Annotated in this window: 24 protein-coding genes and 1 tRNA gene; 13 read left to right on the top strand and 12 right to left on the bottom strand. The window is 73.9% G+C overall.

Translation table 11 applies throughout. The features are described from left to right. Nucleotides 1-15: 15 nt before the first annotated feature. The 5 genes from ACFWP3_RS28835 to ACFWP3_RS28855 are packed head-to-tail and all read left to right on the top strand — an operon-like array spanning nucleotide 16 to nucleotide 8,294. A complete protein-coding gene (locus ACFWP3_RS28835; RefSeq protein ID WP_384226741.1) occupies nucleotides 16-1,266 on the top strand; it encodes a hypothetical protein in 1,251 nt (416 codons plus the stop codon). Then, nucleotides 1,263-4,256 carry a tetratricopeptide repeat protein gene (locus ACFWP3_RS28840; RefSeq protein ID WP_384226673.1) on the top strand — a complete coding sequence of 998 codons (2,994 nt, stop codon included), beginning with the start codon at nucleotides 1,263-1,265 and terminating at the stop codon, nucleotides 4,254-4,256. Before ACFWP3_RS28835 ends, ACFWP3_RS28840 begins: the two co-directional genes overlap by 4 nt. Before the next feature lie 3 nt (nucleotides 4,257-4,259). Next, complete coding sequence (locus tag ACFWP3_RS28845; protein WP_384226675.1) at nucleotides 4,260-5,897, top strand: protein phosphatase 2C domain-containing protein; 1,638 nt, start codon at nucleotides 4,260-4,262, stop codon at nucleotides 5,895-5,897. A gap of 41 nt (nucleotides 5,898-5,938) precedes the next feature. Next, a complete protein-coding gene (locus ACFWP3_RS28850; RefSeq protein ID WP_384226677.1) occupies nucleotides 5,939-7,264 on the top strand; it encodes a VWA domain-containing protein in 1,326 nt (441 codons plus the stop codon). Between the two features lie 13 nt (nucleotides 7,265-7,277). Then, the gene (locus ACFWP3_RS28855) at nucleotides 7,278-8,294 is read left to right on the top strand and encodes an FHA domain-containing protein (protein ID WP_384226680.1); all 1,017 of its coding nucleotides are present in this window, start codon (nucleotides 7,278-7,280) and stop codon (nucleotides 8,292-8,294) included. On the opposite strand, the gene ACFWP3_RS28860 is transcribed toward ACFWP3_RS28855, so the two are convergent. After that, a complete protein-coding gene (locus ACFWP3_RS28860) occupies nucleotides 8,275-9,297 on the bottom strand; it encodes a methyltransferase domain-containing protein (RefSeq protein WP_384226682.1) in 1,023 nt (340 codons plus the stop codon). The two genes, ACFWP3_RS28855 and ACFWP3_RS28860, sit on opposite strands and share 20 nt — an antisense overlap. 91 nt (nucleotides 9,298-9,388) lie before the next feature. Between ACFWP3_RS28860 and ACFWP3_RS28865 the strand changes: the two genes are divergently transcribed. Continuing rightward, entirely contained in the window at nucleotides 9,389-9,793 is a 405-nt protein-coding gene (locus tag ACFWP3_RS28865) for a globin (RefSeq protein WP_384226684.1), read from the top strand. Nucleotides 9,794-9,812: 19 nt separating this feature from the next. Here the strand turns inward: ACFWP3_RS28865 and ACFWP3_RS28870 are convergent, their stop codons facing one another. The 8 genes from ACFWP3_RS28870 to ACFWP3_RS28905 all read right to left on the bottom strand — a co-directional run bounded on the left by ACFWP3_RS28870 (nucleotide 9,813) and on the right by ACFWP3_RS28905 (nucleotide 19,802). Further along, entirely contained in the window at nucleotides 9,813-10,523 is a 711-nt protein-coding gene (locus ACFWP3_RS28870) for a hypothetical protein (RefSeq protein ID WP_384226687.1), read from the bottom strand. Then, entirely contained in the window at nucleotides 10,520-10,987 is a 468-nt protein-coding gene (locus ACFWP3_RS28875; protein ID WP_362297029.1) for a thioesterase family protein, read from the bottom strand. Before ACFWP3_RS28875 ends, ACFWP3_RS28870 begins: the two co-directional genes overlap by 4 nt. Nucleotides 10,988-10,997: 10 nt before the next feature. Continuing rightward, a complete protein-coding gene (gene ettA / locus ACFWP3_RS28880) occupies nucleotides 10,998-12,662 on the bottom strand; it encodes an energy-dependent translational throttle protein EttA (RefSeq protein WP_384226690.1) in 1,665 nt (554 codons plus the stop codon). Nucleotides 12,663-12,793: 131 nt separating this feature from the next. After that, the gene (locus ACFWP3_RS28885) at nucleotides 12,794-14,275 is read right to left on the bottom strand and encodes a bifunctional phosphatase PAP2/diacylglycerol kinase family protein (protein ID WP_384226693.1); all 1,482 of its coding nucleotides are present in this window, start codon (nucleotides 14,273-14,275) and stop codon (nucleotides 12,794-12,796) included. Nucleotides 14,276-14,380: 105 nt separating this feature from the next. Next, nucleotides 14,381-15,745, bottom strand: coding sequence for a thioester domain-containing protein (locus tag ACFWP3_RS28890; RefSeq protein WP_384226695.1), 1,365 nt, complete (start codon nucleotides 15,743-15,745; stop codon nucleotides 14,381-14,383). 68 nt (nucleotides 15,746-15,813) lie between these two features. Continuing rightward, nucleotides 15,814-16,221 (bottom strand): single-stranded DNA-binding protein, encoded by a 408-nt coding sequence (locus ACFWP3_RS28895; protein ID WP_384226698.1) that lies wholly within the window; start codon nucleotides 16,219-16,221, stop codon nucleotides 15,814-15,816. Between the two features lie 100 nt (nucleotides 16,222-16,321). Next, on the bottom strand, nucleotides 16,322-18,181 hold the full coding sequence (locus ACFWP3_RS28900) for a GTPase (RefSeq protein ID WP_384226700.1): 1,860 nt from the start codon (nucleotides 18,179-18,181) through the stop codon (nucleotides 16,322-16,324). A gap of 4 nt (nucleotides 18,182-18,185) precedes the next feature. Continuing rightward, nucleotides 18,186-19,802: an ATP-binding protein gene (locus ACFWP3_RS28905; RefSeq protein ID WP_384226702.1), complete on the bottom strand. Its 1,617-nt coding sequence runs from the start codon at nucleotides 19,800-19,802 to the stop codon at nucleotides 18,186-18,188. A 332-nt stretch (nucleotides 19,803-20,134) separates the two neighbouring features. On the opposite strand from ACFWP3_RS28905, the gene ACFWP3_RS28910 reads away from it, so the two are divergent. Next, nucleotides 20,135-20,207, top strand: a tRNA-Arg gene (locus ACFWP3_RS28910). Nucleotides 20,208-20,301: 94 nt separating this feature from the next. On the opposite strand, the gene ACFWP3_RS28915 is transcribed toward ACFWP3_RS28910, so the two are convergent. Beyond that, complete coding sequence (locus ACFWP3_RS28915; protein ID WP_384226742.1) at nucleotides 20,302-20,445, bottom strand: hypothetical protein; 144 nt, start codon at nucleotides 20,443-20,445, stop codon at nucleotides 20,302-20,304. Here ACFWP3_RS28915 and ACFWP3_RS28920 point away from each other — a divergent pair. The 6 genes from ACFWP3_RS28920 (at nucleotide 20,429) to ACFWP3_RS28945 (ending at nucleotide 23,459) form a co-directional block, all read left to right on the top strand. Further along, entirely contained in the window at nucleotides 20,429-20,662 is a 234-nt protein-coding gene (locus ACFWP3_RS28920; RefSeq protein ID WP_384226705.1) for a hypothetical protein, read from the top strand. The genes ACFWP3_RS28915 and ACFWP3_RS28920 overlap by 17 nt on opposite strands. Before the next feature lie 160 nt (nucleotides 20,663-20,822). After that, nucleotides 20,823-22,067 carry a helix-turn-helix domain-containing protein gene (locus ACFWP3_RS28925; RefSeq protein WP_384226707.1) on the top strand — a complete coding sequence of 415 codons (1,245 nt, stop codon included), beginning with the start codon at nucleotides 20,823-20,825 and terminating at the stop codon, nucleotides 22,065-22,067. 126 nt (nucleotides 22,068-22,193) lie between these two features. Continuing rightward, on the top strand, nucleotides 22,194-22,328 hold the full coding sequence (locus ACFWP3_RS28930) for a hypothetical protein (protein WP_384226710.1): 135 nt from the start codon (nucleotides 22,194-22,196) through the stop codon (nucleotides 22,326-22,328). Next, nucleotides 22,321-22,533: a hypothetical protein gene (locus ACFWP3_RS28935; RefSeq protein ID WP_384226712.1), complete on the top strand. Its 213-nt coding sequence runs from the start codon at nucleotides 22,321-22,323 to the stop codon at nucleotides 22,531-22,533. The genes ACFWP3_RS28930 and ACFWP3_RS28935 overlap by 8 nt, the downstream gene beginning before the upstream one ends. A gap of 103 nt (nucleotides 22,534-22,636) precedes the next feature. Further along, nucleotides 22,637-23,218 (top strand): glycine-rich domain-containing protein, encoded by a 582-nt coding sequence (locus tag ACFWP3_RS28940; RefSeq protein ID WP_384226715.1) that lies wholly within the window; start codon nucleotides 22,637-22,639, stop codon nucleotides 23,216-23,218. Between the two features lie 34 nt (nucleotides 23,219-23,252). Beyond that, nucleotides 23,253-23,459, top strand: coding sequence for a hypothetical protein (locus tag ACFWP3_RS28945; RefSeq protein ID WP_384226717.1), 207 nt, complete (start codon nucleotides 23,253-23,255; stop codon nucleotides 23,457-23,459). A 165-nt stretch (nucleotides 23,460-23,624) separates the two neighbouring features. Here ACFWP3_RS28945 and ACFWP3_RS28950 read toward each other — a convergent pair whose 3' ends face one another. Together ACFWP3_RS28950 and ACFWP3_RS28955 are read right to left on the bottom strand one after the other, a co-directional pair. After that, nucleotides 23,625-24,077, bottom strand: a complete 453-nt coding sequence (locus tag ACFWP3_RS28950; RefSeq protein ID WP_384226720.1) for a hypothetical protein — start codon at nucleotides 24,075-24,077, stop codon at nucleotides 23,625-23,627. Nucleotides 24,078-24,110: 33 nt separating this feature from the next. Beyond that, a complete protein-coding gene (locus ACFWP3_RS28955; RefSeq protein WP_384226723.1) occupies nucleotides 24,111-24,500 on the bottom strand; it encodes an SHOCT domain-containing protein in 390 nt (129 codons plus the stop codon). Between the last annotated feature and the right edge of the window lie 44 nt (nucleotides 24,501-24,544).

Raw genomic sequence — 24,544 nt, forward strand, 5'->3', positions numbered from 1 at the left:
TGGTCGTCGGCAGTGATGGACCGGGACGGCGTCGACCGTGCCCTGACCCGGCTGGGCGCCGAGCACGAGGCCGTCGAGACCTCGCTGCTGGCCCTCCAGGACCACGCCGGGCGCCGGCTGCTGGAGGGCGCCGGGCTGACCGGGGTCACCAAGGAGCGGTGGGCGGCCGCCGACGCGGACATCACCCGGCTGTGGACGTACTTCGACGCCTACAGCGGGGCCCTGGCCGCCGCCCGGGAGATACGGGAGCGGCGCCGCTGGCCGGGCCGCGACGACCTGGTCGAGCTGACCGAGCGGCTGCGCGGGCCCGGGGTGCTGATCGCGGGCGCCGCCGTGGACGGCGCCGGGCTGGCCGAGCGCTTCTCGCTCGCCGAGCTGGTGGCCCGGATGAACGAGCTGTACGCGGCCTCGCTGGACGTGGTGGTCGCCGCCGACGCGGTGTGGTCGGCGCTGCCCGCCCGCATCGACCTGCTCGCCGCCGAGCTGCACCGCACCCGCTCGCTGGCCCACTCGGTGGGCGTGCGGCCCGGCGAGCACCCCTCGGGCGACGACCTGGAGACCATCACCGGCGAGCTGGCGGAGCTGCGCGCCGAGGTGATCGCGGACCCGCTGGCCTTCTGGGTGCCGGCCGCGGCGGGGAGCTCCGCGCCGGGCGGCGGCCGTCCGGACACCGGGCGCTACGACCGGGCCGCGCTCGCGCTGGAGGACGTACGCCGGGAGGTCGAGGCCGTGCTGGACGTCCGGCAGGACGCCGAGCAGCGGCTGATCAGCCTGCGGGACGTGCTCTCGCGGGCCGACCGGACCCTGGCGGAGGCGCGGACGGCCCGCGGCGAGGTGCTGGCGAAGATCGCCGCGTCGGAGGTGCCCGCGGTGAGCGGCCCGCCGACGGTGCTCCAGGAGCAGCTCGCGGCGGCGGCCGAGCACCGGCGCCAGTCCCGCTGGCACCGGCTCTCCCCGCTGCTGGAGTCCCTGGAGGAACGGGCCGAGGAGGAACTGCGCAGGGCCCGTGAATCGTTGACCGCGGTGACGGCGCCCCTCGCGGTGCGGGCCGAGCTGCGCGGGCGGCTCGACGCCTACAAGGCGAAGGTGGCCCGGCACGGGCTGGCGGAGGATCCGCTGCTGATCGAGCGGTACGACACGGCCCGGCGGATGCTGTGGAGCGCGCCCTGCGACCTGCGGGCCGCCGAGCAGGCCGTCCTGCGCTACCAGCAGGCCGCGGCCGAGGCGGTGCGGGGCGCGGGGGCCCCCGGAAAGGAGGGCGCATGAGCCTGATCGGAACGGGGTGCGTCAGACCCGGCTGCCCGGGGACGTACGAGGACATGGGCGGCGGCGAGGTCTACTGCGACACCTGCGGGCTCGCGCCGATCGGCTCGGTCGCGGGGGCCGGCGCGGAGGAACTGGTGTCGCCGCCGACGGGGATGACGAGCGCGGCGCGCGGCGCGGCCGCCCTGGGCTCCGCCGGATCGGGCGGGTCGGCCGGTTCGGCCGGGTCGCGGGGGTCGGCGGGCTCGCGGGGGTCGCACGGTTCGGCCCGCTCCTCGGCCTCGGCGCGCTCGGCGCGCTCCTCGGCGTCTCGCCGCTCCGTGTCGGGGCGGCTCTCGCGCTCCCTGTCGGGGCCGGCGTCCGCCCGGTCGGTGTCGGTGCGCAGTTCGGGCTCGGCGCCCTCGTCCTCGGGGCGCGGGCGGCTCGGCGCCGGGCTGGTCAACGTACCGGAAGTGCCGCGTCCGGATCCTGCGGCGGCGGTCCTGGAGAACCCGGAGGTGCCCGAGCGCAAGCGGTTCTGCTCGCGCGCCGACTGCGGGGCCCCGGTGGGGCGCGCCCGGGGCGACCGGCCCGGGCGGACGGAAGGGTTCTGCACCAAGTGCGGGCACCCGTACTCCTTCGTGCCCAAGCTGCGCGCGGGCGAGGTGGTCCACGGCCAGTACGAGGTGGCCGGCTGCCTCGCGCACGGCGGGCTCGGCTGGGTGTACCTGGCGGTGGACCGGGCGGTGTCGGACCGGTGGGTGGTGCTCAAGGGCCTGCTGGACACCGGGGACGAGGACGCGATGGCCGCCGCGATATCGGAGCGGCGCTTCCTCGCGGAGATCGAGCACTCCAACATCGTGCGGATCTACAACTTCGTGGAGCACCTGGACCAGCGGACCGGTTCGCTGGACGGGTACATCGTCATGGAGTACGTGGGCGGCAAATCGCTGAAGGAGATCGCGAACGAGCGGCGCCGGCCGGACGGGCGGCGCGATCCGCTGCCGGTGGAGCAGGCCTGCGCCTACGGGATCGAGGCGCTGGAGGCGCTCGGTCACCTGCACAGCAGGAACCTGCTGTACTGCGACTTCAAGGTCGACAACGCCATCCAGCAGCAGGACCAGCTGAAGCTCATCGACATGGGCGCGGTCCGGCGGATGGACGACGAGGAGTCGGCCATCTACGGCACGGTGGGCTACCAGGCCCCGGAGGTCGCGGAGCTGGGCCCCTCGGTCGCCTCCGACCTGTACACGGTGGCGCGCACCCTGGCCGTGCTGACCTTCGACTTCCAGGGCTACACGAACGTGTTCGTGGACTCGCTGCCGGACCCGGAGCACATCGAGGTGTTCGGGCGGTACGAGTCCTTCTACCGGCTGCTCGTCCGGGCCACCGATCCGGATCCCGGGCGGCGGTTCGCCTCCGCGCAGGAGATGGCGGACCAGCTGACGGGCGTGCTGCGCGAGGTCGTCGCCCTCCAGACGGGCCGGCCGCGGCCGCAGGTGTCCACCCTGTTCGGCCCGGAGACCCGGGTCCCGGACACCCGCCTCTTCGCGGACACCGCCGACCCGGCCGTATCCCGCCTGGGCCTGCGCCCGCCCGCCTCCCGCCGCGCCCGCGGCCTGCGCAGACCCCCTGCCCCCCGGACGTCCCCCGCCGTACCCCCGGGCACTCCCGCACCGGGAACCCCGGCAGGCATCGCCGCCCCCCAGCCCGGGGCACCCGGCCCGGGGGCGCAGGTGCCCGGGGGCGGGGGGACGCCCGCCGCGGGTCCCGCGCCGGGTACGCAGGCCTCCGGCGGCCTCCCGCCGTACGCGGCCCCGGTCCCGGCCGGGGCTCCCGGCCCGTGGGCGCAGGCGCCCGGGGGCGTTGGCGTGCCCGCGGCGGCCGGTGGCGGGGGCTCCGGTGCGTGGGCCCGGGGTGGGGCCGAGGCCGGGATCGGGACCAGTGCCACGCACGTGGCCGCGGTGCCCGGGCCCCGGCACGCGGCCCCGGCGCCCGTACCCGCCCCGCTACCGGCCCCCGTCCCGGCGGCGGAGGCCGAGGCCGCGCCCGTCAGAGCCGGCGCGGGGCCCGCACCCGTACCCGTGTCCCCCGCGGGAGCGGCCCGGCGCGACACCGCGCTGGCGCTGCCCGTACCGCTGGTGGACCCGGCCGACCCCAACGCCGGTTTCCTGACCGGCCTGCTGGCCTCCGCGCCCGGCGACCTCCTGGGAGCCCTCCGCTCGGCGCCCGCCGATTCGGCCGAGCTGCGGCTGCGCGAGCTGCGGGCCCGGCTGGAGCTGGACGAACTGGCCGCGGCCTCGGGCACCCTGCGGGAGCTCGAGGACCGGTACCCGGACGACTGGCGGGTGGTGTGGGCCCGCGGCGTCGCCTCCCTGGCCGCCGGGGAGGACGAGATCGCGGCCCTGTCCTTCGACGCGATCTACGACGCCTTCCCGGGCGAGCCCGCGCCGAAGCTGGCGCTGGGGCTGTGCGCGGAGGTCCTCGGCCAGCTGGACAACGCCGCCGAGTACTACCGCCTCGTCTGGACCACCGACCCCGGTTTCGTGAGCGCCGCCTTCGGGCTGGCCCGGGTCCAGCTCGCCGCGGGCGACCGGGCCGGAGCCGTGCTCACGCTGGAGTCCGTACCCGAGGCCTCCATCCACTACACCGCCGCGCGGGTGGCGGCCGTACGGGCACGTCTGCGCGACCGGTCCCCGCAGGAGCCCCTGCTGGCCGACCTGGAGGCGGCCGCCGGGCAGGTGGAGGCGCTGCGGCGGTTCGGGCTGGATCCGGAGCGCCACGAGCGGCTCACGACGGAAGTTCTGGGCTCGGCCCTGGACTGGGTACTGTCGGGTAGCCGGGGTTCCGATCCCGGCAGCACCTCGCTGCTCGGCAGTCAACTGGACGAACGGGGCCTGCGCTTCGGACTGGAGCGCTCGTACCGCGTGCTCGCACGGCTGGCGCAGCGGGGCGAGGAGAGGATCGAACTGGTGGAGCGGGCAAACCGTTTCCGTCCCCGGACGTGGGTGTGAGTGATGTCGATGCATCGGCTGTCGGGCTGCCCCAGCTGCTCGGAACCCCTCGAGGAAGGTGACCGTTTCTGCGGCGTCTGCGGCTACGCCGTGACCGCCCCTCCCCCGGCGGATCCGGCCGCGGACCACCCGACCATCCCCCTCCCGTCGGCACCACCGGCACCGCCGGCCCCGCCCGCGCCGCCGGCCGCCGCGGGCGGCTACGGCGCCCCGGCCCCCGGCGGTTCGCACGCCGCCCCCGAGCCCGCCCCGGGCTGGGGCAGCGTGGCCTCGGCCGCGCCGACACTGGTCGGCGAGCCGGGCGGCTGGGCGCTCACCCCGGCGGAGGCCGAGCGGGAGCCGGGGAGCGGGCCCGAGCCGGGCGGCGCGGAGCCGCGCCCGACCCCCGCCGCCGCCCCGTACCCGGCTGCGGCCCCGGCCCCGGCTACAGCCGCGGCCCCGGGCCACGAGGGCCCGCACGACACCGCCACTCCTCCCGAGGGCACCCCGTGGGGCGCGGCGGAGCACGCGTACGGCGCCGGTGCCGACGACCCGCAGGCCCGGTACGACCTGCCCGGCGGCGCCGCGACCCCGCCGGACGGGACCCCCTGGGGCGCGGGCGAAGCCCCGTACGAGGCCGCCGCCCCCGCGCACGCCGCCCCGGCCGAGGCCCCGCAGGCCGCCGGCGGGAAGACCTGCGTCGCCTGCCGGACCGGGTACGTCGACACCGACGGCTACTGCGAGCACTGCGGGCACGCCCAGCCCCGGGAGCGCGACCACCAGGAGGAGGAGCTCGGCAGCGTGGCCGCGGTCAGCGACCGCGGGCTGCGCCACCACCGCAACGAGGACGCCTTCGCGGTCGCGGCCACCGCCCTGCCCGACGGCTCCACCGCCACCGTGGCCGTCGTCTGCGACGGCGTCTCCTCCGCGAGCCGCCCCGACGAGGCCTCGGCCGCCGCGGCCGCCGCGGCCAACGAGTCCCTGCTCGACGCGCTGCCGCGCGGCGCCCACCCCCAGGAGGCCATGCACGAGGCGATCCTGGCCGCCGCCGCGGCGGTCAACGCCCTGGCCCCGGAGGTCCCCGGCGCGCAGAACGCCCCCGCCTGCACCCTGGTCGGCGCCGTCGTCAGCGGCGGTCTGCTCACCATCGGATGGGTGGGCGACAGCCGCGCCTACTGGGTGCCGGACGACCGCGCCGCCCTGTCCCGCCGGCTCACCGAGGACGACTCCTGGGCCGCCCAGATGGTCGCGGCCGGTCTGATGGGCGAGGCCGAGGCCTACGCCGACGTCCGGGCCCACGCCATCACCGGCTGGCTCGGGGCCGACGCCTACGACCTCGAACCGCACACCGCCGTCTTCAAGCCGGACCACCCCGGTGTGGTCGTCGTCTGCACCGACGGCCTGTGGAACTACGCGGAGGCCGCCCGGGACATGGCCCAGGTGCTGCCCCCGGACGCCGCCGTCCGGCCCCTGCACAGTGCGCAGGTGCTGGTGGGGCACGCCCTGGACGGCGGCGGCCACGACAACGTCACCGTCGCCGTCGTGCCGTTCGCCGCGCAGGCCGAACCGGAGCCGGCCCCGGGGCCCGCGCGGGGCGCCGAACCGGAACCGGGCGCCGGCCCCGCGGCGGAACCGCAAGCGGAAGCGTCTCCCCGGGCCTGACCAGTCCGACTCGCCTGTCCGAGCCCCTAGGAGCCCCACCGATGGCGAACTTCGCCAAGCCCAGCGCCCCGCGCTTCAGCGTGGAGGTGTACCAGAACGAGTTCCTCCCGCAGGGCGGGCGGGACGTCCACGCGATCGTCACGGCCACCTCCACCGGCGGTGCCACCGCCGCCCGCGCGGCGGCCGGCCGGGACGCGGCAGCCGTCGTGATCATGGTCGACTGCTCGGGCTCCATGGAGTACCCGCCGGAGAAGATGCGCGGTGCCCGCGAGGCCACGGCCGCGGCCGTCGACACCCTGCGCGACGGCACCTCCTTCGCCGTGATCGCCGGCACGCACGTGGCCAGGGAGGTGTACCCGGGCCAGGGCCGCCTCGCGGTCGCCGACCCGGTGACCCGCGCCCAGGCCAAGGAGGCGCTGCGCGGGCTCAGCGCCGGCGGGGGCACGGCCATCGGCACCTGGCTGCGGCTGGCCGACGGCCTGCTGCGGCAGTCCTCGGCGGCCATACGGCATGGGATCCTGCTCACCGACGGGCGCAACGAGCACGAGGAGCCGGCGCAGTTGCGCGCCACCCTCGACGCGTGCGCGGGCCGCTTCACCTGCGACGCCCGCGGGGTGGGCACCGACTGGGAGGTCAAGGAGGTCACCGGGGTCGCGAGCGCGCTGCTCGGCTCGGCCGACATCGTGGCCGACCCGGCCCACCTCGCCGAGGACTTCACGCACATGATGGAGAACGTCATGGGCAAGGAGGTCGCGGACGTCGCGCTGCGCCTGTGGACCCCGGTCGGCGCGGAGATCCAGTACGTGAAGCAGGTCGCGCCCGCCGTCCAGGACCTGACCGCCCGCCGTACCGAGGCCGGTCCGCGGGCCGGCGACTACCCGACCGGCTCCTGGGGCGACGAGTCCCGCGAGTACCACGTGTGCGTGCGCGTCCCGAGTGCGGGCGTGGGCCAGGAGATGCTGGCCGCCCGTGCCTCGCTCGTCCTGCCGGGGGCGGCCGGCGAGCCGGCCGCCGTCCTCGCGCAGGGGCTGGTGCGGGCCGTGTGGACGGACGATCTGGCCGCCTCCACCGCCATCAACCCGCAGGTGGCCCATTACACCGGGCAGGCGGAACTGGCGCAGGCTATCCAACAGGGCCTCGAAGCCCGCAAACTGGGCGATGTGGGCGGAGCGACGGCCAAACTCGGCCGCGCCGTGCAGCTGGCGAGCGTCTCGGGAAACGCCGACACCGCCAAGCTCCTGGCGAAGGTGGTGGATGTCGTCGACGCCGCGGCGGGTACTGTGCGGCTGAAGGCGAAGGTCGCCGACGCCGACGAGATGACCCTTGAAACGCGTTCGACGCAGACCGTCCGAGTGAAGAAGACCTGAGAGACCTGACGCGATGACGCAGGCAGAAGGGGGAAGCGCCGCCATGCCGACCTGCCCGAACGGGCACCAGTCCGCCTCCGACGACTGGTGCGAGGTCTGCGGCCATCGCATGGCTGCCCCCGAAGGCCCCCCTGCGGTGCCTTCCTACGGCTACGGCTACCCTCCGACCGCCGGCGAGCCGACCGCCCAGGCCGAGCTCTGTCCGCAGTGCCGGACCCCGCGCGAGGCCATGGCGCCGTTCTGCGAGGAGTGCCGGTACAACTTCCTGACGCGTACGGCGACTTCGTACACCCCTCTCGCCCCGGACTCCGGAGCCCGCGGGACCTCCGCCGGGGCCCCGTCCACGCCTCCGCCGCCGGTGGCGTACGCGCAGGACCACTTCGAGTACCAGGGCTCGCGGCCCTCGCGGGTCAACCGGCCGGCCGAGCCGCTCCAGCGCGAGGACGACTGGCTGCTGCCGCCTCCGGCCCAGGAGCCGCAGCCACAGCCCCAGTACCAGCAGCAGCCTCCGCCGCCGCCCCAGCGCGAGTACCAGCAGGAGTACCAGCACCAGCACCAGGCCGCGCAGCACCAGCCGCCTCAGCAGTACCAGCCGCCCCAGCAGCAGTCGTTCGCGCCGCAGGGCGTCTCGTGGAGCGCGACGATCGGCCCCGACCGCTCGTACTTCATGGCGATGATGCAGCGCAGCGGTCCCGAGGCGGCCGGGCTCAACCTGCCCGCGTACTCCCCGGAGCAGCACCTGCCGCTCGCCGGCGGCCAGATCACCATCGGCCGCCGCCGCGCCTCCACGGGCGAGTCCCCCGACATCGACCTGTCGGTGCCGCCGGAGGACCCGGGCGTCTCGCACCAGCACGCGGTCCTCGTCCAGCAGCCCGACCTGAGCTGGGCCGTGGTGGACCAGAACTCCACCAACGGCACCACCATCAACGGCGGCGAGGACCCGATCCAGCCCTACGTCCCGGTCCCGCTCGGCGACGGCGACCGCGTGCACGTCGGCGCCTGGACCACGATCACCATCCGCCGCGGCTAGACCGGTCGCGCGTCTCCCCCAGGGGCCATACGTACGGGCCCTGGGGGTCGTCGAGCCACGCCCACTGGCCCTCTCCGCTGACGGTGACCCCGAAGCGCTCGCGGGCCGGCCGGTCCTCCCGGCGCCACAGGTCCAGGGCCTCGCGGGGGTGCAGGACGCCGTCGGTGAGCACGAGCATGAACTGGAAGCGCTCGTTCTCCACCAGCTCGTACGGGAGCCCGTGCGGCACCCCGGCGGCCGGATCGCGCGGCGCCGCCGCCGTGGCCCCGCGCAGCGGGACGAAGTACGCCGGGGTGTGCAGGAAGCGGCCCTCGGCGAAGTCGGGACCGCGGACCGTCAGGGCGATCAGCCCGGTCGACAGCGGGGCCAGGATCCGCGCCCCGGGCCGGCACTGGGCCGTCCAGGCGTGCGGGACCATCGGCAGCGTGCAGGTCACCAGGATCCGGTCGAACGGGGCCCTGGCCGGGCAGCCGCGCGCCCCGTCGCCGGTGACCACAAGCGGGTGGTAGCCGAGCTCGGCCAGGTGCGTCCGGGCGGATTCGGTGATCTCCTCGTCCAGGTCCACGGTGGTGACGAGGTCCTCGCCGAGCCGGTGGCAGAGCAGCGCGGCGTTGTAGCCGGTGCCCGCGCCGATCTCCAGCACGTTGTCGCCGTCGCGCACCTCCAGCGCCCGGAGCATCTTCGCCATCAGGGAGGGCTGGCTGCTGGAGGAGAGCAGTTCGCCGTCGCGCAGCCGGGTCGCGAGCGGGGTGTCCGCGTAGACCCCGCGCAGCCAGCGGGCCCGCTGCTCGGGATCGGGGTCCTGCGCCCAGAGCCGCTCGTGGCCGGCTCCGCGGCCGGTCCAGAAGTAGGGGACGAAGACGTGCCGGGGCACGGCGGCGAAGGCCGCCCGCCAGGCCGGATCGTCCAGCACCCCGGCTGCCGTCAGCTCCCGCACCTGGGCGGCGTGCGCGGTCTGGCGCAGGTCCCGTACCCAGGTGCTGCGTGCGGTGTGTGCACCCATGCATCCACTGTCCTGCGCGCGGCCGTCGCGGGCGAACGCGGAGGGTCCTAGGACCCGGGTCCTCCGTCCGGGTGTCTGAGACGATGGTCGGGTGAATGAGATTCCGCGGGGCACGCTTCAGGAGCAGACCTTTTACGAGCAGGTGGGCGGCGAGGAGACCTTCCGCCGTCTCGTCCGGCGCTTCTACCAGGGGGTCGCGGAAGACCCGCTGCTGCGCCCGATGTACCCGGAGGAGGACCTGGGCCCGGCCGAGGAGCGGTTCGCGCTGTTCCTGATGCAGTACTGGGGCGGTCCGACCACCTACAGCCAGGACCGCGGGCACCCGCGCCTGCGGATGCGGCACGCGCCGTTCCAGGTGGACGCTGCGGCGCACGACGCCTGGCTGCGCCACATGCGGGTCGCGGTGGACGAGCTGGGGCTGGCGCCGGAGCACGAGGCCCAGCTGTGGAAGTACCTGACCTATGCCGCCGCGTCGATGATCAACACGGCGGGCTAGCGGAAGCGGATCTCGGGGCTCAGACCGGCCGGACCTGGAGGGCGCCCAGGCCGGCGGGGTTGCCGGGGCGGCGCATGGCGACCGAGCCGTACGGGGTGCGCAGGCGCAGCCAGCTCCCGGCGGCGAGCAGGGCCACCGGGGCGGGGCCCTGGGGCGCGGGGGCGGCGGGCACGGTGGACCGTACGGGCCGCAGGAAGCCCAGGGACTGGGCGGCGTGCACGGCGCGCAGCGGGAGTTCGGTGTCGCCGAGGGTGCGGGACCAGATCTCGCGGCCGATGCGGTCGCGCTCGGAGCGGGTCCGGTGCTGCGCGGGCAGGGCCTCGTCACGGGCACGGAATTCGGCGACGGCGCCCGCCACGGCCGCCCGCATCTCCGCGGGCCCGGGCAGCCCGGGCAGCTGCCGCCAGCCGCCGCGGGGCGGGAGCACCCCGGCCCAGGGCGGGCCGGTGACCGGACCGGGCACGGCGGCCTCGGCCGCGGCCTCGTCCACCGCTTCCAGCAGCTCCCCGGCCGAGACGGTCAGGTCCAGCGGTGTCGCGAGGGGTGCGGCGAGCCGCACCGTGCGCACGGCCAGGACCTCGAAGGACGGCGGCCTTCCGAAGACGGCGAGCGCGCCGCCGCCGGCCTGGAGCCGGACGGCGGCGGCGCGGTCGTAGTGCACCAGCCGGCCCAGGAAGGCGGCGAGGTCCGCCGCCTCCCCGGAGTCGGCGAAGTACAGCCGTTCGTTCATGCCGCGAGGCGTCCTTCCGAGCGGGCCGCCGGCGTGCCCGGCTCGTCGAGGTACTTCTCGAGGAAGTGCCTCTCCTCGGCCGTGATGCGGCGGGGCCGCCCCTCGGCGAGGTTGTAGGGCACGACCACGGTCGAGGCGCGCACGTACACCTTCTCCGGGGCGTCCTCGGTCGCCTCGTCCTTGACCTCGTAGCCGATGGTCAGGGACGCGGCGCCTATCCGGGTCACCCAGGATTCGATGAGCACCGGCTCGTGACGGTGCACGAGGGGCAGCTTGTAGTCGATCTCGTGGCGGGCCACGACGGACCCGCCCGTGAAGGACTCGCTGCCCTCCCCCGGCGCCAGCCGGAACATGAAGTCGATCCTCGCCTCCTCCAGGTAGCGGAGGAAGACCACGTTGTTCACGTGGCCGAAGGAGTCCATGTCCGACCAGCGCAGGGGGCACCGGTAGTGGTGTCTTGCCATGGTGCGGGCCTCAGCCTCGGGTGAGCTTCTTGTAGGTGGCACGGTGCGGACGGGCCGCGTCCGGGCCGAGACGCTCGATCTTGTTCTTCTCGTACGACTCGAAGTTGCCCTCGAACCAGTACCACTTCGACTCGCCCTCGTACGCCAGGATGTGCGTGGCGACCCGGTCGAGGAACCAGCGGTCGTGGGAGATGACCACGGCCGCACCGGGGAACTCGAGGAGCGCGTTCTCGAGCGAGGACAGGGTCTCGACGTCGAGGTCGTTGGTGGGCTCGTCGAGGAGCAGCAGGTTGCCGCCCTCCTTGAGCGTCAGCGCCAGGTTGAGGCGGTTGCGCTCACCACCGGACAGGACGCCGGCCGGCTTCTGCTGGTCCGGGCCCTTGAAGCCGAAGGCGCTGACGTACGCGCGGGACGGCATCTCGACCTGGCCCACGTTGATGTAGTCCAGCTCGTCCGACACGACCGCCCAGAGGGTCTTCTTGGGGTCGATGTTGGCGCGGCTCTGGTCGACGTACGAGATCTTGACGGTGTCGCCGACCTTGATGGCGCCGGAGTCCGGCGTCTCCAGGCCCTGGATCATCTTGAAGAGCGTGGTCTTGCCGGCGCCGTTCGGGCCGATGATGCCGACGATGCCGTTGCGCGGCAGCGTGAAGGACAGGTCGTCGATGAGGACCTTGTCGCCGAACGCCTTCGAGAGGTTGTTGACCTCGACCACGATCGAGCCCAGACGCGGGCCCGGCGGGATCTGGATCTCCTCGAAGTCGAGCTTGCGCATCTTGTCCGCCTCGGCCGCCATCTCCTCGTAGCGGGCCAGACGGGCCTTGGACTTGGTCTGACGCCCCTTGGCGTTGGACCGCACCCACTCCAGCTCTTCCTTGAGGCGCTTCTGGCGCTTCTCGTCCTTGCGGCCCTCGACCTTGAGACGGGTGGCCTTCTTCTCCAGGTAGGTGGAGTAGTTGCCCTCGTACGGGTGGGCGCGGCCGCGGTCGAGCTCGAGGATCCACTCGGCGACGTTGTTGAGGAAGTAGCGGTCGTGGGTCACGGCCACGACGGCACCCTTGTACTGCGAGAGGTGCTGCTCCAGCCAGTTCACCGACTCGGCGTCGAGGTGGTTGGTGGGCTCGTCGAGGAGGAGCAGGTCCGGGGCCTCGATCAGCAGCTTGCAGAGCGCCACGCGGCGCTTCTCGCCACCGGAGAGGTTGGTGACGGGCCAGTCGCCGGGAGGGCAGCCCAGGGCGTCCATGGCCTGCTCCAGCTGGGCGTCGAGGTCCCAGGCGTTGGAGTGGTCCAGGTCGTCCTGGAGCTTGCCCATCTCGTCCATGAGGGCGTCGGTGTACTCGACGCCCATCAGCTCGGCGACCTCGTTGAAGCGCTTGAGCTTCTTCATGGTCTCGGCGGCGCCGTCCTGGACGTTCTCCAGGACGGTCTTCGACTCGTCGAGCTTGGGCTCCTGCATGAGGATGCCGACGGTGAAGCCGGGCGACAGGAAGGCGTCGCCGTTGGACGGCTGCTCCAGGCCCGCCATGATCTTCAGAACGGTGGACTTGCCGGCACCGTTCGGGCCGACCACACCGATCTTCGCGCCGGGCAGGAAGTTCAGGGTGACGTCATCAAGAATCACCTTGTCGCCGTGCGCCTTGCGCGTCTTGCGCATGGTGTAGATGAACTCAGCCAAGAGAAACCGTCCGGCAGATCGATGGGTGGGCAGATACACCCCATCTTGCCAGCCGTCCATACCTGCGGGCGAATGGGTAGGTCATGCCCTCCGGCCCGGACAGGGTCCGGGCACGGTTCGGGCGGGCCGCGTCACGGGTGGGGACGGTAGACGGTCAGTGCGTCGGGGAGCGATTCGAGGACCAGGCCGGAGGGTGCCTTGGCGTACTCGCCGTCGTACGCAAACGGGGTGCCCGGCGGGATCTCGTCGATCCGCAGGCTCCGCAGCCGGGTGGCCGCGTGGACCGGGGAGCGGGTCAGCGGGCCCGCGAGGGCGGCGGCCAGCAGGCGCGGGCCGGGGCGGCCGCCGCCGTGGACGAGCCGTACGTCGAGCAGGCCCTCGCCCAGGTTGTCGCGGCGGCGGGGGGTGGGGCCGGTCCCGTGGTAGGTGCCGTTGCCCGCGAAGAGCAGCCAGACGCTCCGCGGCCGCCCGGCCGGGCGCAGCCGCACCGGGCGCTGGGCGTTCAGCACCCGCCAGGCCGCCAGCAGGGCGGCGGGGCCGCCGCCGATGCGCGGGGCCCAGTGCAGGCGGTGGCGCAGCAGCTCGGGGTAGGCGCCGATGCTGAAGTTGTTCAGGAAGTAGCCGGGCCGGCCCCCGTCCGGCCCGGGGGTGAACCGGCCCACCCCGATGTGGACGGCGTGGCCCTCGGCCACGGCCCGGCAGGTGTCCTCGGTGCCGCTGATGCCGAGGTCCATCGCGAAGTGGTTGAGGCTGCCGCCGGGGAACACGGCCAGCGGCAGCCCGGCGCGCAGGGCGGCGGTGGCGGCCGCGTTGACGGTGCCGTCGCCCCCGCAGACGCCGAGGACCGTGGCGCGGGAGGCCGCGGACTCCAGGGCCTCGGGCAGCTCCGGGCCCGTGCACTCGATCACCTCGGCCTCGGGGAGCCGGGTGCGCAGCAGGTCGAGGCCGGCGGTGGCGGCGGTGCCCGACGCGGTGTTGACCACCACGGTCAGCCCGGCCCCGTCGGGCAGCGCGGGCACACCCGCGGCGGGCCGCTCGGCGCCCGGCACGACCCTGGCCTCCTTGGCGTCGCGGGCGAGCCGGTCCACGACCAGGCCCGCGGCCACGCCCAGCGCCGCGCCCGCGAGCACGTCGGAGGGGTAGTGGACCCCGGTGTACACCCGGGAGAAGGCCACGGACGCGGCCACCGGGGCCAGCACGGCGCCCCAGCCCGGGGACTCCATGGCCAGCCCGGCGGTGAAGGCGAAGGCCGAGGCCGCGTGCCCGGACGGGAAGGAGGTGGTCTGCGGCTGCGTCGTGAGCTGTCGCACGGCGGGCACCCCGTCCAGCAGCGGCCGCGGGCGGCGTACGGACCATTTGCCGACGGTGTTGATGGTCGCGGAGGCCAGCGCCAGCGAGGCGGCCCCGCGGACGGCGGCCTTGCGGGCCCGGGCCGACCCGAAGGCGGCCAGCCCGAGGGCGGCCCCGCCCCACAGCACTCCGTGGTTCGCGGCCCGCCCGAGCCTGGGCAGCACCCGGTCGGCGCCGGGCCAGTGCCGTCGGGCCACCACGTCGAACAGCCGCCGGTCCCACCGCGCGACTGCACCCTGCCAGGTCAACTCTTGATCGGCCATGGCCTGCACCTACCCCGGGCACGGCCCCGGAATCGACCCGCCGGAGCCGACCTCGCCACACCTCCGCGAAGCGGGGCGGGGCCGGGCCGGGCCGGGCCGCCCGGTCTAGTGGTCCTCCTCGTCCAGGGGGCGCTTGCGGAGCAGGAGGACCACCAGGCCGCCGAGGACGACCAGGCCCACCGCCAGGGAGGCGATGACCGGGGTGGCCGCCGAGCTGCCGCTGGAGGCCAGCCGCTCCTCGTCCGGGGAGTCCGGTGAGCTCTGGCCGGCCTGGCCGCCCTGGCCGGTCTGGCCTGCCTGGCCGTTCTGGCCGTTCTGGCCGTTCTGGCTGTTCTGGCCGGCGGGCTGGATGCCCGGCTGCCCGCCGGCCTCCGCGGTGACGGGCTGGACCGCCGGGGGCTCCGGCCAGACCGCCGTGGCCGTGGCGGCCGCCGCGGACTCGCTGGAGCCCGCCACGATCTGCGCCTGGGCCGGCATCCCGCTGGTGAAGACCCGCCCGACGGGAACCTTGGTCGCGCCCTGGACGGTGACCGAGGCCGTGCCGTCGGGGGTGCCGGGCGGCACCTCGAAGTAGAGCCGGGTGCCGTTGCCGGCGGCGGCCAGCGGCCGCCCCTCGGCGTCCACCACCCGCACCCCCATCGCGACGGCCGCCGCGTCCGGGACGACGGACACGCTCCGCGCCCCGGTCCGCACGGTCACCGGGCCGAGCCGGGTGCCGACCGCCCCGAACACACCGCCCGGGTCCAGCCCCAGCGAGGCCGGCGGCTCGGGCAGCTGCCCGGCCTCCCGCTGGAGGTAGTCGGCCAGCTTCTCCGCCGCCGGGTCCGCGGCCTCGACCCGTACCCCCTCGGCCAGCCGCCAGATCGCCACCTGGGTGCCCGCCGCCGCGCTCTCCGCGGTCAGCGAACCGGCCCCGGCCGCCTCGGCGAGCCCCGCCAGGTCGTTCAGCTGCGGGTAGGAGTGCTCCAGGACCCAGCGGATCCGGCCCGCCTCCCGCTTCCCGGCGAGCGGGCTGCCGCTCCAGCCGCTCTCCGTGTAGCGGGACTGGGGCTGTGCGTGGCCCTCGACGCCGACCCCGTACGTCTGGAGCATCCCGCCGCCGTCGACCCGCATCTCGTAGAGCCCGGCCGGGATGTGCCGGATCGACCCGTCCCCGGAGTGCAGGACCGCCTGCCCGTACGTCTTCAGCCCGTCCAGCACGGCGCTCGCGCCTTCGGGGGCCTGGGCCACCGCCGGGCCCGAGTCGGCGGCCGCCTGGGCTCCGGGCGCGGCGGTGAGGGCCGCGGCCAGCAGGGCGACGGCGAGCGGGCGCCGCGCGGAGCCCCGTACGGCCGCGGAGAGGGAGACGGCCCGAGGGAGCGCCGCGGCCGCGGCCCGGGGGGCGGCGGGAGGAGCAGGAGGAACGGCAGCAGGAGGAACGGCAGCAGGAGTGGAATCAGGAGCGGAGGATGCGGGAACGGCAATCGACACAGTCTTCCCCTTCGGGCCAAAGACCCAGGTGCCCGTGAGTACCGGGGAATCCTAACCGCCTCGAACACTCAGACCACCGCCGCCTTCTGAGTGGCCATCAGCGGCACGTCCGTCTTGACGACCCGGCGGAACGCGGCCGTTCCCCGGTTCAGATCGTGCCCGATCGCCGTCGCGTCGATCTCGGCCGACACCCACCGGTGCCCCTCCCCATCGGGCGGGTCCTCCCGCACCCGCAGCCGGCCGTGCACCACCAGCGGCTCGCCCACCGACACGGAACCCGCCAGGTTCACCGCCAGCGTGCGCCGCGCCCACACGGTGTAGAAGCTGGTGGTCCCGTCGGTCCAGGCCTCCTTGCGCCGGTCGAAGTACCGCGGCGTCACGGCGAAGCGGAACCTCGCCGACGGCCCGTTCGGCGTCTCCTTGTAGTCGACCTGCGTGGCCACGTATCCCACCAGCGTCACCAGGGTGTCGTTCATCCCGGCCGCCCTCCCCCTGCGATGCGTACCCGTACGGACCATCCGCACGAGGTACGCACCATGCTGGGGCCGGCCGCCGACCCCCGCTCGAGCCTGTGGATTACTGGCGGGTTGTGGACAACTTCGTCCCCCCTGCGGCGACGGTCGCGTACTGCTCGCGCACCTCCCGGTAGCGCAGCAGCTCCGCCGCCACCGGCTCCAGCACCCGGGCCCGACCGCACCCGGCGGCCGCCTGACGCAGCCTCCGCTCCGCGTCCTGCCCGTACCTGCGCGCCGGGCCGCGCGCCGCGATCGAGCAGGCCCACTCCACCAGCGGCCCGCCGACGATGCCCGCCACCATCAGCAGCACCGGCGGCATCAGCTGCGGCTCCAGGACCCCGATGATCTGCCCGAGCAGCCACAGCCCGCCGTAGATCTGGAGCAGGGTCATCGCCGCCTGCCCCAGGACCGCCGCCGGCCACCACGTGGGCCGCGGCGGCTTGACGCTCGGCACCGCGACCGCCGCCCCGAGGGTCACCGCCAGCTCGTCCAGCGCCTCCGGAAGGCGTTCGGCGCCGCGCACCGCCGTCTCCCGCACCGCCTGGGCCCAGGGGTCGGGAAGGCCGGTGACGGCCTCGTCGGCGACCACGCGCACCGCCTGCTCCACGCGCTGACGCGCGGTCACCTCCTCCTCGACCGGCGGCGCCGCGACCGCCGTGCCCCGGCCGCCGATCGCCGCGAGCGCGGCCAGCCCCGCCAGGGTGCGCGGGGCGCGGCGGCCCTCGTACCAGCGCCACAGCCGCAGCCAGGGCGTCCCGCAGGCCTTTCCGGCATTGCGCCGCCAGGCCCGCTCGGCCGCGAGTCCGGCCGCGTACGCCCCGACCGCCTCCGCCAGCCGGTCCTCGAACTCGGCGCGCGCCGTCTCCCCGATCTCCGGCCCGGGGTGCCCGTCGGCCACGTACAGCGGGCGCAGGCGCACGGCGGCGCGGTCGACGTCGGCGGAGATCCGCCGGGTCGCGGCGCCCTTCTCCTGGGTGAACTGCCCGAGCAGCTCGCGCAGTTCCCCGACGCCCTCACCGGTCAGCGCGGACAGGCCCAGCACGGTGGCGCCGGGCTCCTCGTGCTCGCCGAGCGCGATGCCGTCCTCGTCGAGGAGCCGGCGCAGGTCGTCCAGGACGAGGTCGGCGGCGTCGCCGGGCAGCCGGTCCACCTGGTTGAGCACGACGAAGGTCACCTCCGCGTGCCCGGCCAGCGGGCGCAGGTACCGCTCGTGCAGCACCGCGTCCGCGTACTTCTCCGGGTCCACCACCCACACCACCGCGTCGACGAGCGCCAGTACGCGGTCCACGTGGTCGCGGTGCGCGCCGACGGCCGAGTCGAGGTCGGGGAGGTCGACGAGGACCATCCCGCGCAGCGCCTCGGCCTCCGAGGTCTCGCGGGGGCGGCGGCGCAGCCGTCCGGGGATCTCCAGCCGGTCCAGCAGTCCGGCCGCGCCGTCCGACCAGCTGCACGCGATGGGGGCGGCGGTGGTGGGGCGGCGCAGGCCGGTCTCCGAGATCTGCACCCCCGCGAGTGAATTGAAGAGCGTGGACTTGCCGCTTCCGGTGGCTCCGGCGATCGCGACGACCGTGTGCTGCGGTGACAGTCCGCGCCGTGCGGCCGCCTCGTCGAGCACCCGGCCCGCCTCGGCGAGGGTCTTGCCGTCGAGCCGGGTCCGGGACAGTCCGACCAGCTGGCGCAGGGCGTCGAGGCGCAGGCGCAGGGCCTGGCCCTCGGGGCTGAGCGGGGGTGCGGTGGACTTGCCGCCGTCGCTCCCGGCGCCGGAGAGGGCCCGTACGAGCGCCTCGTCGCCTTCGTCGCCCTCGGTGCCGTCGTTGCCGTCGCCGCCGTCACCGGCGAGGGCCTCGGCGGGCTTGGGGCGCGAGCGTGCGATGAGTCCGTCGTCCCAGCGGTCCTCGGTGCGGTCGGCGAGGGATGTCACCGCGTCACCTCTCCTTCTGCAGTAGGGACAGCGCGGCGATCAGTTCGGCCTGCGGTTCGGGGGTCACCTCGAGGGCCTCCAGCGGGGCGAGCCGGCGGTCGCGTTCGGCGCGCAGCACCTGGTCGAGGTGGTCGCCGACCAGCTCGCCGCCGCGGTCGCGCAGCCGCAGCGCGGCCTGGGCGCCGATCCGTTCGGCGAGCTTCTCCCCGGCCGGGCGGGCCCGCTTGCCGCCGAGCAGGGCGGCCACGAGCAGGGCCGCGACCGAGTCGGGGTCGGGGGCCGGCTGCCGGTCGAGCGCGGCGACCTCCTCCTCGGCGAGTTCCTCCAGCACCCGCCGCCAGCGCCGTACGGCCATGCCGATGCGCTCCCCGGCCTCCCTGTCGGGTGTGGGCAGGGGCACGGCGCCGGCGGCCGGCTCGCGCCGCCAGGCTTCGGCGATCCGCTCGTCGGCGGCGGCGACGGCGCACTGGAGGAGCGCGGCGAGGGATTCGGCGAGCGAGTCGAGGAGTTCGTCGGCGCTCGTGTCGAGGGGGTAGCCGCGCCAGCGGGTCAGCGCGTCCCCGGCGAGTACGGCGCCCTGGTCGAGGCGGTTGCGCACGCGCCGGCCCTCCCGCTTGTACGCGTCCTCCACGGCCGAGGTCAGCCGTACGGCGGCGGCGTGCTGGGCGGCGACGGCGGAGGCGAGTTCGGGCATCCGGCGCTTCAGGGAGTCCAGTGCGCCGAGCGCGGTGCGCCCGACGGCGTGCTGGCGGGCGGCGGGGTCCTGGGCGTGGTGGGCGAGCCAGGCGTAGAGCGGAGCGACGGCGCTGGCCGGGAGCAGTCCGCCGCCGCCGGCGGACTCGGGGAGTTCGGGCACGGTGAAGCGCGGGACCTCGCCGAGCCCGGCCCGGGTGAGCAGGGCCCCGTACTGGCGGGAGACCTCGGCGAGCACCTGGTGCGGGACCCGGTCGAGGACGGTGATGAGGGTGGCCTTGTACTGCTTGGCGGTGCGCAGCAGGTGCCAGGGGACGGCGTCGGCGTACCGCGAGGCGGTGGTGACCATCACCCAGACGTCGGCGGCGCAGATGAGTTCGGCGGCCAGTGTCCGGTTCTCGACCACGAGGGAGTCGATGTCGGGGGCGTCGAGGATGGCGAGTCCGCGGGGCAGGGTGGAGACGGTCTCGATCCGCATCTCGCGGGTGGCGTGCCCGTGGCCGGGTCCGCGGTCGTGGCCGCGGGGGGCGGGGGCGGGGGCGGGGTCGTCCTCGCCGTGCGGCACCCAGACCCGCATCAGGTCGGGCAGCACCCGCATCCCGGCGAACCAGTGATGATCATCCGGATGGCAGACAAGCACCGGGGTGCGTGTCGTGGGGCGCAGCACCCCGGCCTCGCTGACCTGTCGTCCGACGAGGGAGTTGACGAGGGTGGACTTACCGGCCCCGGTGGACCCGCCGACGACGGCGAGCATCGGCGCCTCGGGCGCCTTCAGCCGGGGTACGAGGTAGTCGTCGAGCTGCGCGAGCAGCTCGGCTCTGGTCTGGCGGGCGCGCGGAGCGCCGGGCAGGGGCAGCGGCAGACGCACGGACGCGACCCGGTCGCGCAGGGCGGACAGGGCATCGAGCAGCTGAGGCCGAACATCCAAGGTCACCACATGCGAAGAATGCCCAATTTAGGACCATTTTTGAAGCTTATACGTCCTCTGCGCGCCGAGCGCGACTCCAGTGGGACATCCTGGACACCGCGGACGAGTGGGGCGCAGGCATAACGAGTGCACAACACCCACGGCGCCGCGGCGCAAAAGCGATGCGAGAATCGCACCTGCCTGCGATTATCGGGACCGCTTCACCGAACCTCCACATCGTGGCACGCGGGTGAAGCAACCGGGACAAGGCGACCGGAGCCCTATCCTTGACCCGGCACGGACCGCAGTCCCACCCCCACCGGGGGCTCCAGGCCCACCAGGGCCACCTTCCGGCCCCCGTAGCTCAGTGGATAGAGCAGGTGCCTTCTAAGCACTTGGCCGCAGGTTCGAGTCCTGCCGGGGGCACTCTTTCTCCACCACGCAAGCCCTCCCCCAGGGAGGGCTTTTGTGCAGGTCAACGGAGACTAGCGAGACCGGCGTAGCGTCGCCGTAAGCGGGGTCACACGCGGTGGGCGGGGTCCGTGGCGGCTTCGTGGTGCAGGCCCGTGCACAGGGCCCAGACGATGAAGATGTTGACGGCGATCAGCACCAGGGCCCACAAGGGGTAGTACGGCAGCCAGAGGAAGTTGGCACAGGCCGCCACCGAAGGCACGGCCGCGGGCGACCCACACGGGGACCGCGCGTGGGCGACGACGCAGTTCTATCCGCTGACCTCCGGCAATGCGCTGAACGGGTTCCTGGTCGAAGGCGACCCGGCAGGCGACATCACGATCGGTTGGACGGTCCCGGCCGGGGCGCTCATGTCCTGGACGGAGGGCGGCGCGGGCGCAGATGTCCGCCAACAGAACGCCGACGATTGAAGACCGGCAGCATGCTGAAGCCGACCCCGATCGCCTGAGAGCAACGCCCCCTCTCGCCTTGGGCGGGTGGGGCGGCTTTCGTGCGTTCTGGATCACACAGAACCGGCCTCGCCCCCTACGCTGGCAGGTGTCGAAGCTGCTGCGAGAGGGGCAAGGCCGCATGTCTACCGATGTCACCCCGGACCCGTACCGCGAGTCGCTGGCGTTCGGCCAGAGACTCCAGCTCCTGCGCAACCGCCGCGGCCTCACCCGCGACCAACTCGGCGGCCTCGCCGGCCGGTCCGGGGAGTGGGTGAAGGCCTTGGAAACCGGCCGTCTCCGCACACCCAAGCTGGAGATCGTCCTCCGCCTCGCAGAGGTACTCCGTGTCCGGGACCTGTCCGACCTCACGGGGGACCAGTCCATGACCGTCAGCCTGTTCACCGGTCCAGGACACCCCCGGTTCGCCGCCGTGCGCGAAGCCCTTAACGCCTTGCAGCTCGGCGCCGACCGCGAAGCGCCGTCCGCCGAGCACCTGTCCGCTCGCCTGGCCCGCGCCTGGACCGCAAGGCACTCCGCACCGAACCACCGCGACGTCATCGGCAGTTTGCTGCCGGACCTGGTCCTGGACGCGCAGGCCGCGGTACGGGCGGCCGCGACGATCGCCGACCGGAAGGCCGCGCAGGCCAGGTTGGCCGAGACCTACTTTCTGGCACAGTTCTTCTGCGCCTACCAGCCCGACGCTCCCCTGGTGTGGCGAGTCGCAGAGCGCGGCATGATGGCCGCGCAGGACTCCGAGGACCCGCACGCCATCGGGCTGGCCGCATGGCTGACGACGCAGGCCCACCGCGAATCCCTGCACCTCGACGCAGCGGACGCCGTCACCATGGAGACGCTCCGCTACCTGGAGCCGCTGCTCCCCGACGCAGGCGCTGATGTCCGGGCGGTGGCCGGTGCACTAACGGTCGAGGCCGGGCTGACGGCGGCCCGCCGCGGGGAGACGGGTACTGCGTGGCGGTTCTGGGACGAGGCCAGCCGTCTGGCCGTCGGCCTGCCGGACGGCTACTTCCACCCGGTCACCAGCTTCTCGCGAGCGGTCATCGGTGCGCACGCGGTCACGGTCGCGGTGGAGCTGCACGCTGGTGGGGAGTCGGCGCGGCAGGCCGCCCGTGCGGAGGCGGAGGCGATCCCGTCCCGGCCTCGGCGGGCCCGGCACCGGATCGAGCAGGCCCGCGCCTACCACCTGGACGCGCAGCCGGACGTCGCGCTGGCGACGCTCGCGCAGGCTCACGAGGCGGCGCCGGAGACGGTCAAGTACAACGGGTACGCGAAGCGGATCGTGCTTGAGGAGGCCGCATCGAAGAGTCCCGCACGCCGGCGCCGAGCGTCCGAACTGGCGCAGCAGCTGGGTCTACTGACTGCCTGAAACCGAAGGGGTACATTCTGTACCCCTGCTGCCGGGTGACCGCCCCTACCGTCGTCTTCACCACCCGCTGACGACGGTAGGGAGTGACCTCATGACAGCGCCCCGATGCCTCATTGCGCCCATGGTGTGCGCAGCATCGACACACCGGACGACACTCTCTCGGGCGTCCGTCCGGTGGGCGAGCCCAGTCCAGAACTCCTCGACCGTGCGCTGGTCGGCTGGGAGCGCTACCTCGGCACCGGAGGACCGTCCGATGGCTGAGGTGTACGAGTACGTACCTCACCGTCTGCTCCGCAAGCGCGTGCGCGACATCGCGTCCGGGGCCGAGGGCGAACTGATGGCCGTGATCAACGAGAACGTCTCGGCCACCGCCGTCGATCACTGGGCCGAGCTGGCTTACGTCCGGATCGCATCCGGCCGGGAGATCACTACCGCCGTCGACAACATCGAAGCGGCTGGCCAGTGAACTGGCGCGAGCAGCTCGTCTACGTGCTGATCGTCGCCGCGCTGTGCGCGGTGATCGTCATCGGCACTCGCTGAATCCTGTACTCCAATCCGAAGGAGACATCGTGTCCACTCCCGTACCGCCCCCGCCCCCGCCCCCGTGCAGCGCCGGCAAGGGCGAGGCCCCGCCCGCCCCCGCGTACACGGCCGCGCTCCCGAACGACGCACGCGCCCTGCTCAGCGACGCCCAGTTCAACGACGTGCTGGGCACGGTCCTCGACAACAACCCCGACATGGACATCAGCATGGGGTCCCGGATCGTGGTCGAGGCCCTCAAGTTCACCGCGGCCGCCGCCAAGTTTCCCACTGTGCGGATCGCGCCGACCCGCGAGGTCGACGAGGGTTGGCATGCCCTCATCCTGCACACGCACCTGTACGCGCTGCTGACCGGGCGGCTCGGCCGGTTCGTCCACCACTACCCCGAGCGGCCTGACCCGTCCCGCCACGACCCTGACGTCCTGACCCGCACGGTGGCGCTGATCGAGCAGGCGGGCTACACCCCGGACCCCGAACTCTGGGTAGCACCGAATCGGACGCTCGTTCCTGTGGCGGCGAACTGCTCGCACACCCCGGTCCCCGGGGGCTGTGGTCCGATCAACCCCGGCGGCTGTGCCACGCACGGCGGTGGAGGAGACGAAGGAGAGTAGGTTCGGCACACGCCGGCGACGAAAGGGTGAGGACATGACTGCGGACGAAGCACGCGAGATCCATAGCGAGATGAGGCAGCTCGGGATTGCGGGGACCCTCAGGCCCGCCGACCCGGAGAAGCCGAACGGTGCGTGGCTCGTGGTCGACGCCGAAGGCCGAGACACCACGGCCCATGTGCTCACCCGGGTCGCGTGCGCACGTATGCGGCAGCCCGAGCGTGGGTTCGTCATCGCGCGCTGACAATGATCCAGCCCCGGCCAGTACCCCTTCAACCGGCCGGGGCTACTCGCACACGAGGTGCGCGAGCGGCACCCCGATGACGTCCGGGCCGCCCTCCCCCAGGGAGGGCTTTTGCGCAGGTCAACGGAGACTAGCGAGACCGGCGTAGCGTCGCCGTAAGCAGGGTCACACGCGGTGGGCGGGGTCCGTGGCGGCTTCGTGGTGCAGGCCCGTGCACAGGGCCCAGACGATGAAGATGTTGACGGCGATCAGCACCAGGGCCCACAAGGGGTAGTACGGCAGCCAGAGGAAGTTGGCGATCGCGCCCAGGCCGGCGATGGCGACGCCGAAGAAGCGCGCCCACAGGGCTCCGCTGATCACGGCGCAGCCCGCGAAGATCAGGACGATGCCCAGGATGAGGTGGATCCAGCCCCAGCCCGTGAGGCTGAACTCGAAGACGTAGTGGCGCGTCGCGAGGAACAGGTCGTCCCTGGCGATGGCCGCGATGCCCTCGAAGAGCGCCATCGCCCCGCCGAAGAGCATCAGGGCCGCGGCCAGGATCGTGGTGCCGGATGTCGGCGCGTGCCAGGGGCTCGGGTGTGCGTCGCCTGCGAGGAGTCTGCTGCTGTCACTGGCCATTTCGACCTCCAGGGGTTGCGGAGCCGGCCGGCCTCAGGTCAGGAGCTTCTGCTTCGCGCGGTCGAACTCCTCCTGGCTGATGTCGCCCTTGTCCTTCAGGGCCGAGAGCTTGTGCAGCTCGTCGACCGGACTGCTCGAGGGACCCGCCGCCTTGCGGACGTACTGCTGGAAGGCCTCTTCCTGCTCCTTGACCTGCTTCACCTCGCGCTCACCCATGCTGCGGCCGCGGAAGATGAGGTAGATGAACACGCCGATGTAGGGAAGCAGGAGGACCAGCACCAGCCAGGCGGCCCGCTCCCAGCCGTTCAGGCTGTGGTCGCGGAAGATGTCCGTGACCACCTTGAAGAGCAGGAAGAACCACATCACCCACACGAACAGCCACAGCATCGTCCAGAACAGATTCAGCAGCGGATAGTCGTCCATGCCGGACTCCGATCTTCGGCGTAGATCTTCATTACTACGCCGGG

This window comes from Streptomyces sp. NPDC058525 (genome assembly GCF_042719495.1).
Lineage (GTDB): Bacteria > Actinomycetota > Actinomycetes > Streptomycetales > Streptomycetaceae > Streptomyces.

Excerpts from the sequence above, each read along its gene's own strand:
- ACFWP3_RS28835 (WP_384226741.1), top strand. The coding sequence starts at position 16 with ATGGACCGGGACGGCGTCGACCGTGCCCTGACCCGGCTGGGCGCCGAG.
- ACFWP3_RS28840 (WP_384226673.1), top strand. The coding sequence starts at position 1,263 with ATGAGCCTGATCGGAACGGGGTGCGTCAGACCCGGCTGCCCGGGGACG.
- ACFWP3_RS28845 (WP_384226675.1), top strand. The coding sequence starts at position 4,260 with ATGTCGATGCATCGGCTGTCGGGCTGCCCCAGCTGCTCGGAACCCCTC.
- ACFWP3_RS28850 (WP_384226677.1), top strand. The coding sequence starts at position 5,939 with ATGGCGAACTTCGCCAAGCCCAGCGCCCCGCGCTTCAGCGTGGAGGTG.
- ACFWP3_RS28855 (WP_384226680.1), top strand. The coding sequence starts at position 7,278 with ATGACGCAGGCAGAAGGGGGAAGCGCCGCCATGCCGACCTGCCCGAAC.
- ACFWP3_RS28860 (WP_384226682.1), bottom strand. The coding sequence starts at position 9,297 with ATGGGTGCACACACCGCACGCAGCACCTGGGTACGGGACCTGCGCCAG.
- ACFWP3_RS28870 (WP_384226687.1), bottom strand. The coding sequence starts at position 10,523 with ATGAACGAACGGCTGTACTTCGCCGACTCCGGGGAGGCGGCGGACCTC.
- ACFWP3_RS28875 (WP_362297029.1), bottom strand. The coding sequence starts at position 10,987 with ATGGCAAGACACCACTACCGGTGCCCCCTGCGCTGGTCGGACATGGAC.
- ACFWP3_RS28885 (WP_384226693.1), bottom strand. The coding sequence starts at position 14,275 with ATGGCCGATCAAGAGTTGACCTGGCAGGGTGCAGTCGCGCGGTGGGAC.
- ACFWP3_RS28895 (WP_384226698.1), bottom strand. The coding sequence starts at position 16,221 with ATGAACGACACCCTGGTGACGCTGGTGGGATACGTGGCCACGCAGGTC.
- ACFWP3_RS28925 (WP_384226707.1), top strand. The coding sequence starts at position 20,823 with ATGTCTACCGATGTCACCCCGGACCCGTACCGCGAGTCGCTGGCGTTC.
- ACFWP3_RS28935 (WP_384226712.1), top strand. The coding sequence starts at position 22,321 with ATGGCTGAGGTGTACGAGTACGTACCTCACCGTCTGCTCCGCAAGCGC.
- ACFWP3_RS28945 (WP_384226717.1), top strand. The coding sequence starts at position 23,253 with ATGACTGCGGACGAAGCACGCGAGATCCATAGCGAGATGAGGCAGCTC.
- ACFWP3_RS28950 (WP_384226720.1), bottom strand. The coding sequence starts at position 24,077 with ATGGCCAGTGACAGCAGCAGACTCCTCGCAGGCGACGCACACCCGAGC.
- ACFWP3_RS28955 (WP_384226723.1), bottom strand. The coding sequence starts at position 24,500 with ATGGACGACTATCCGCTGCTGAATCTGTTCTGGACGATGCTGTGGCTG.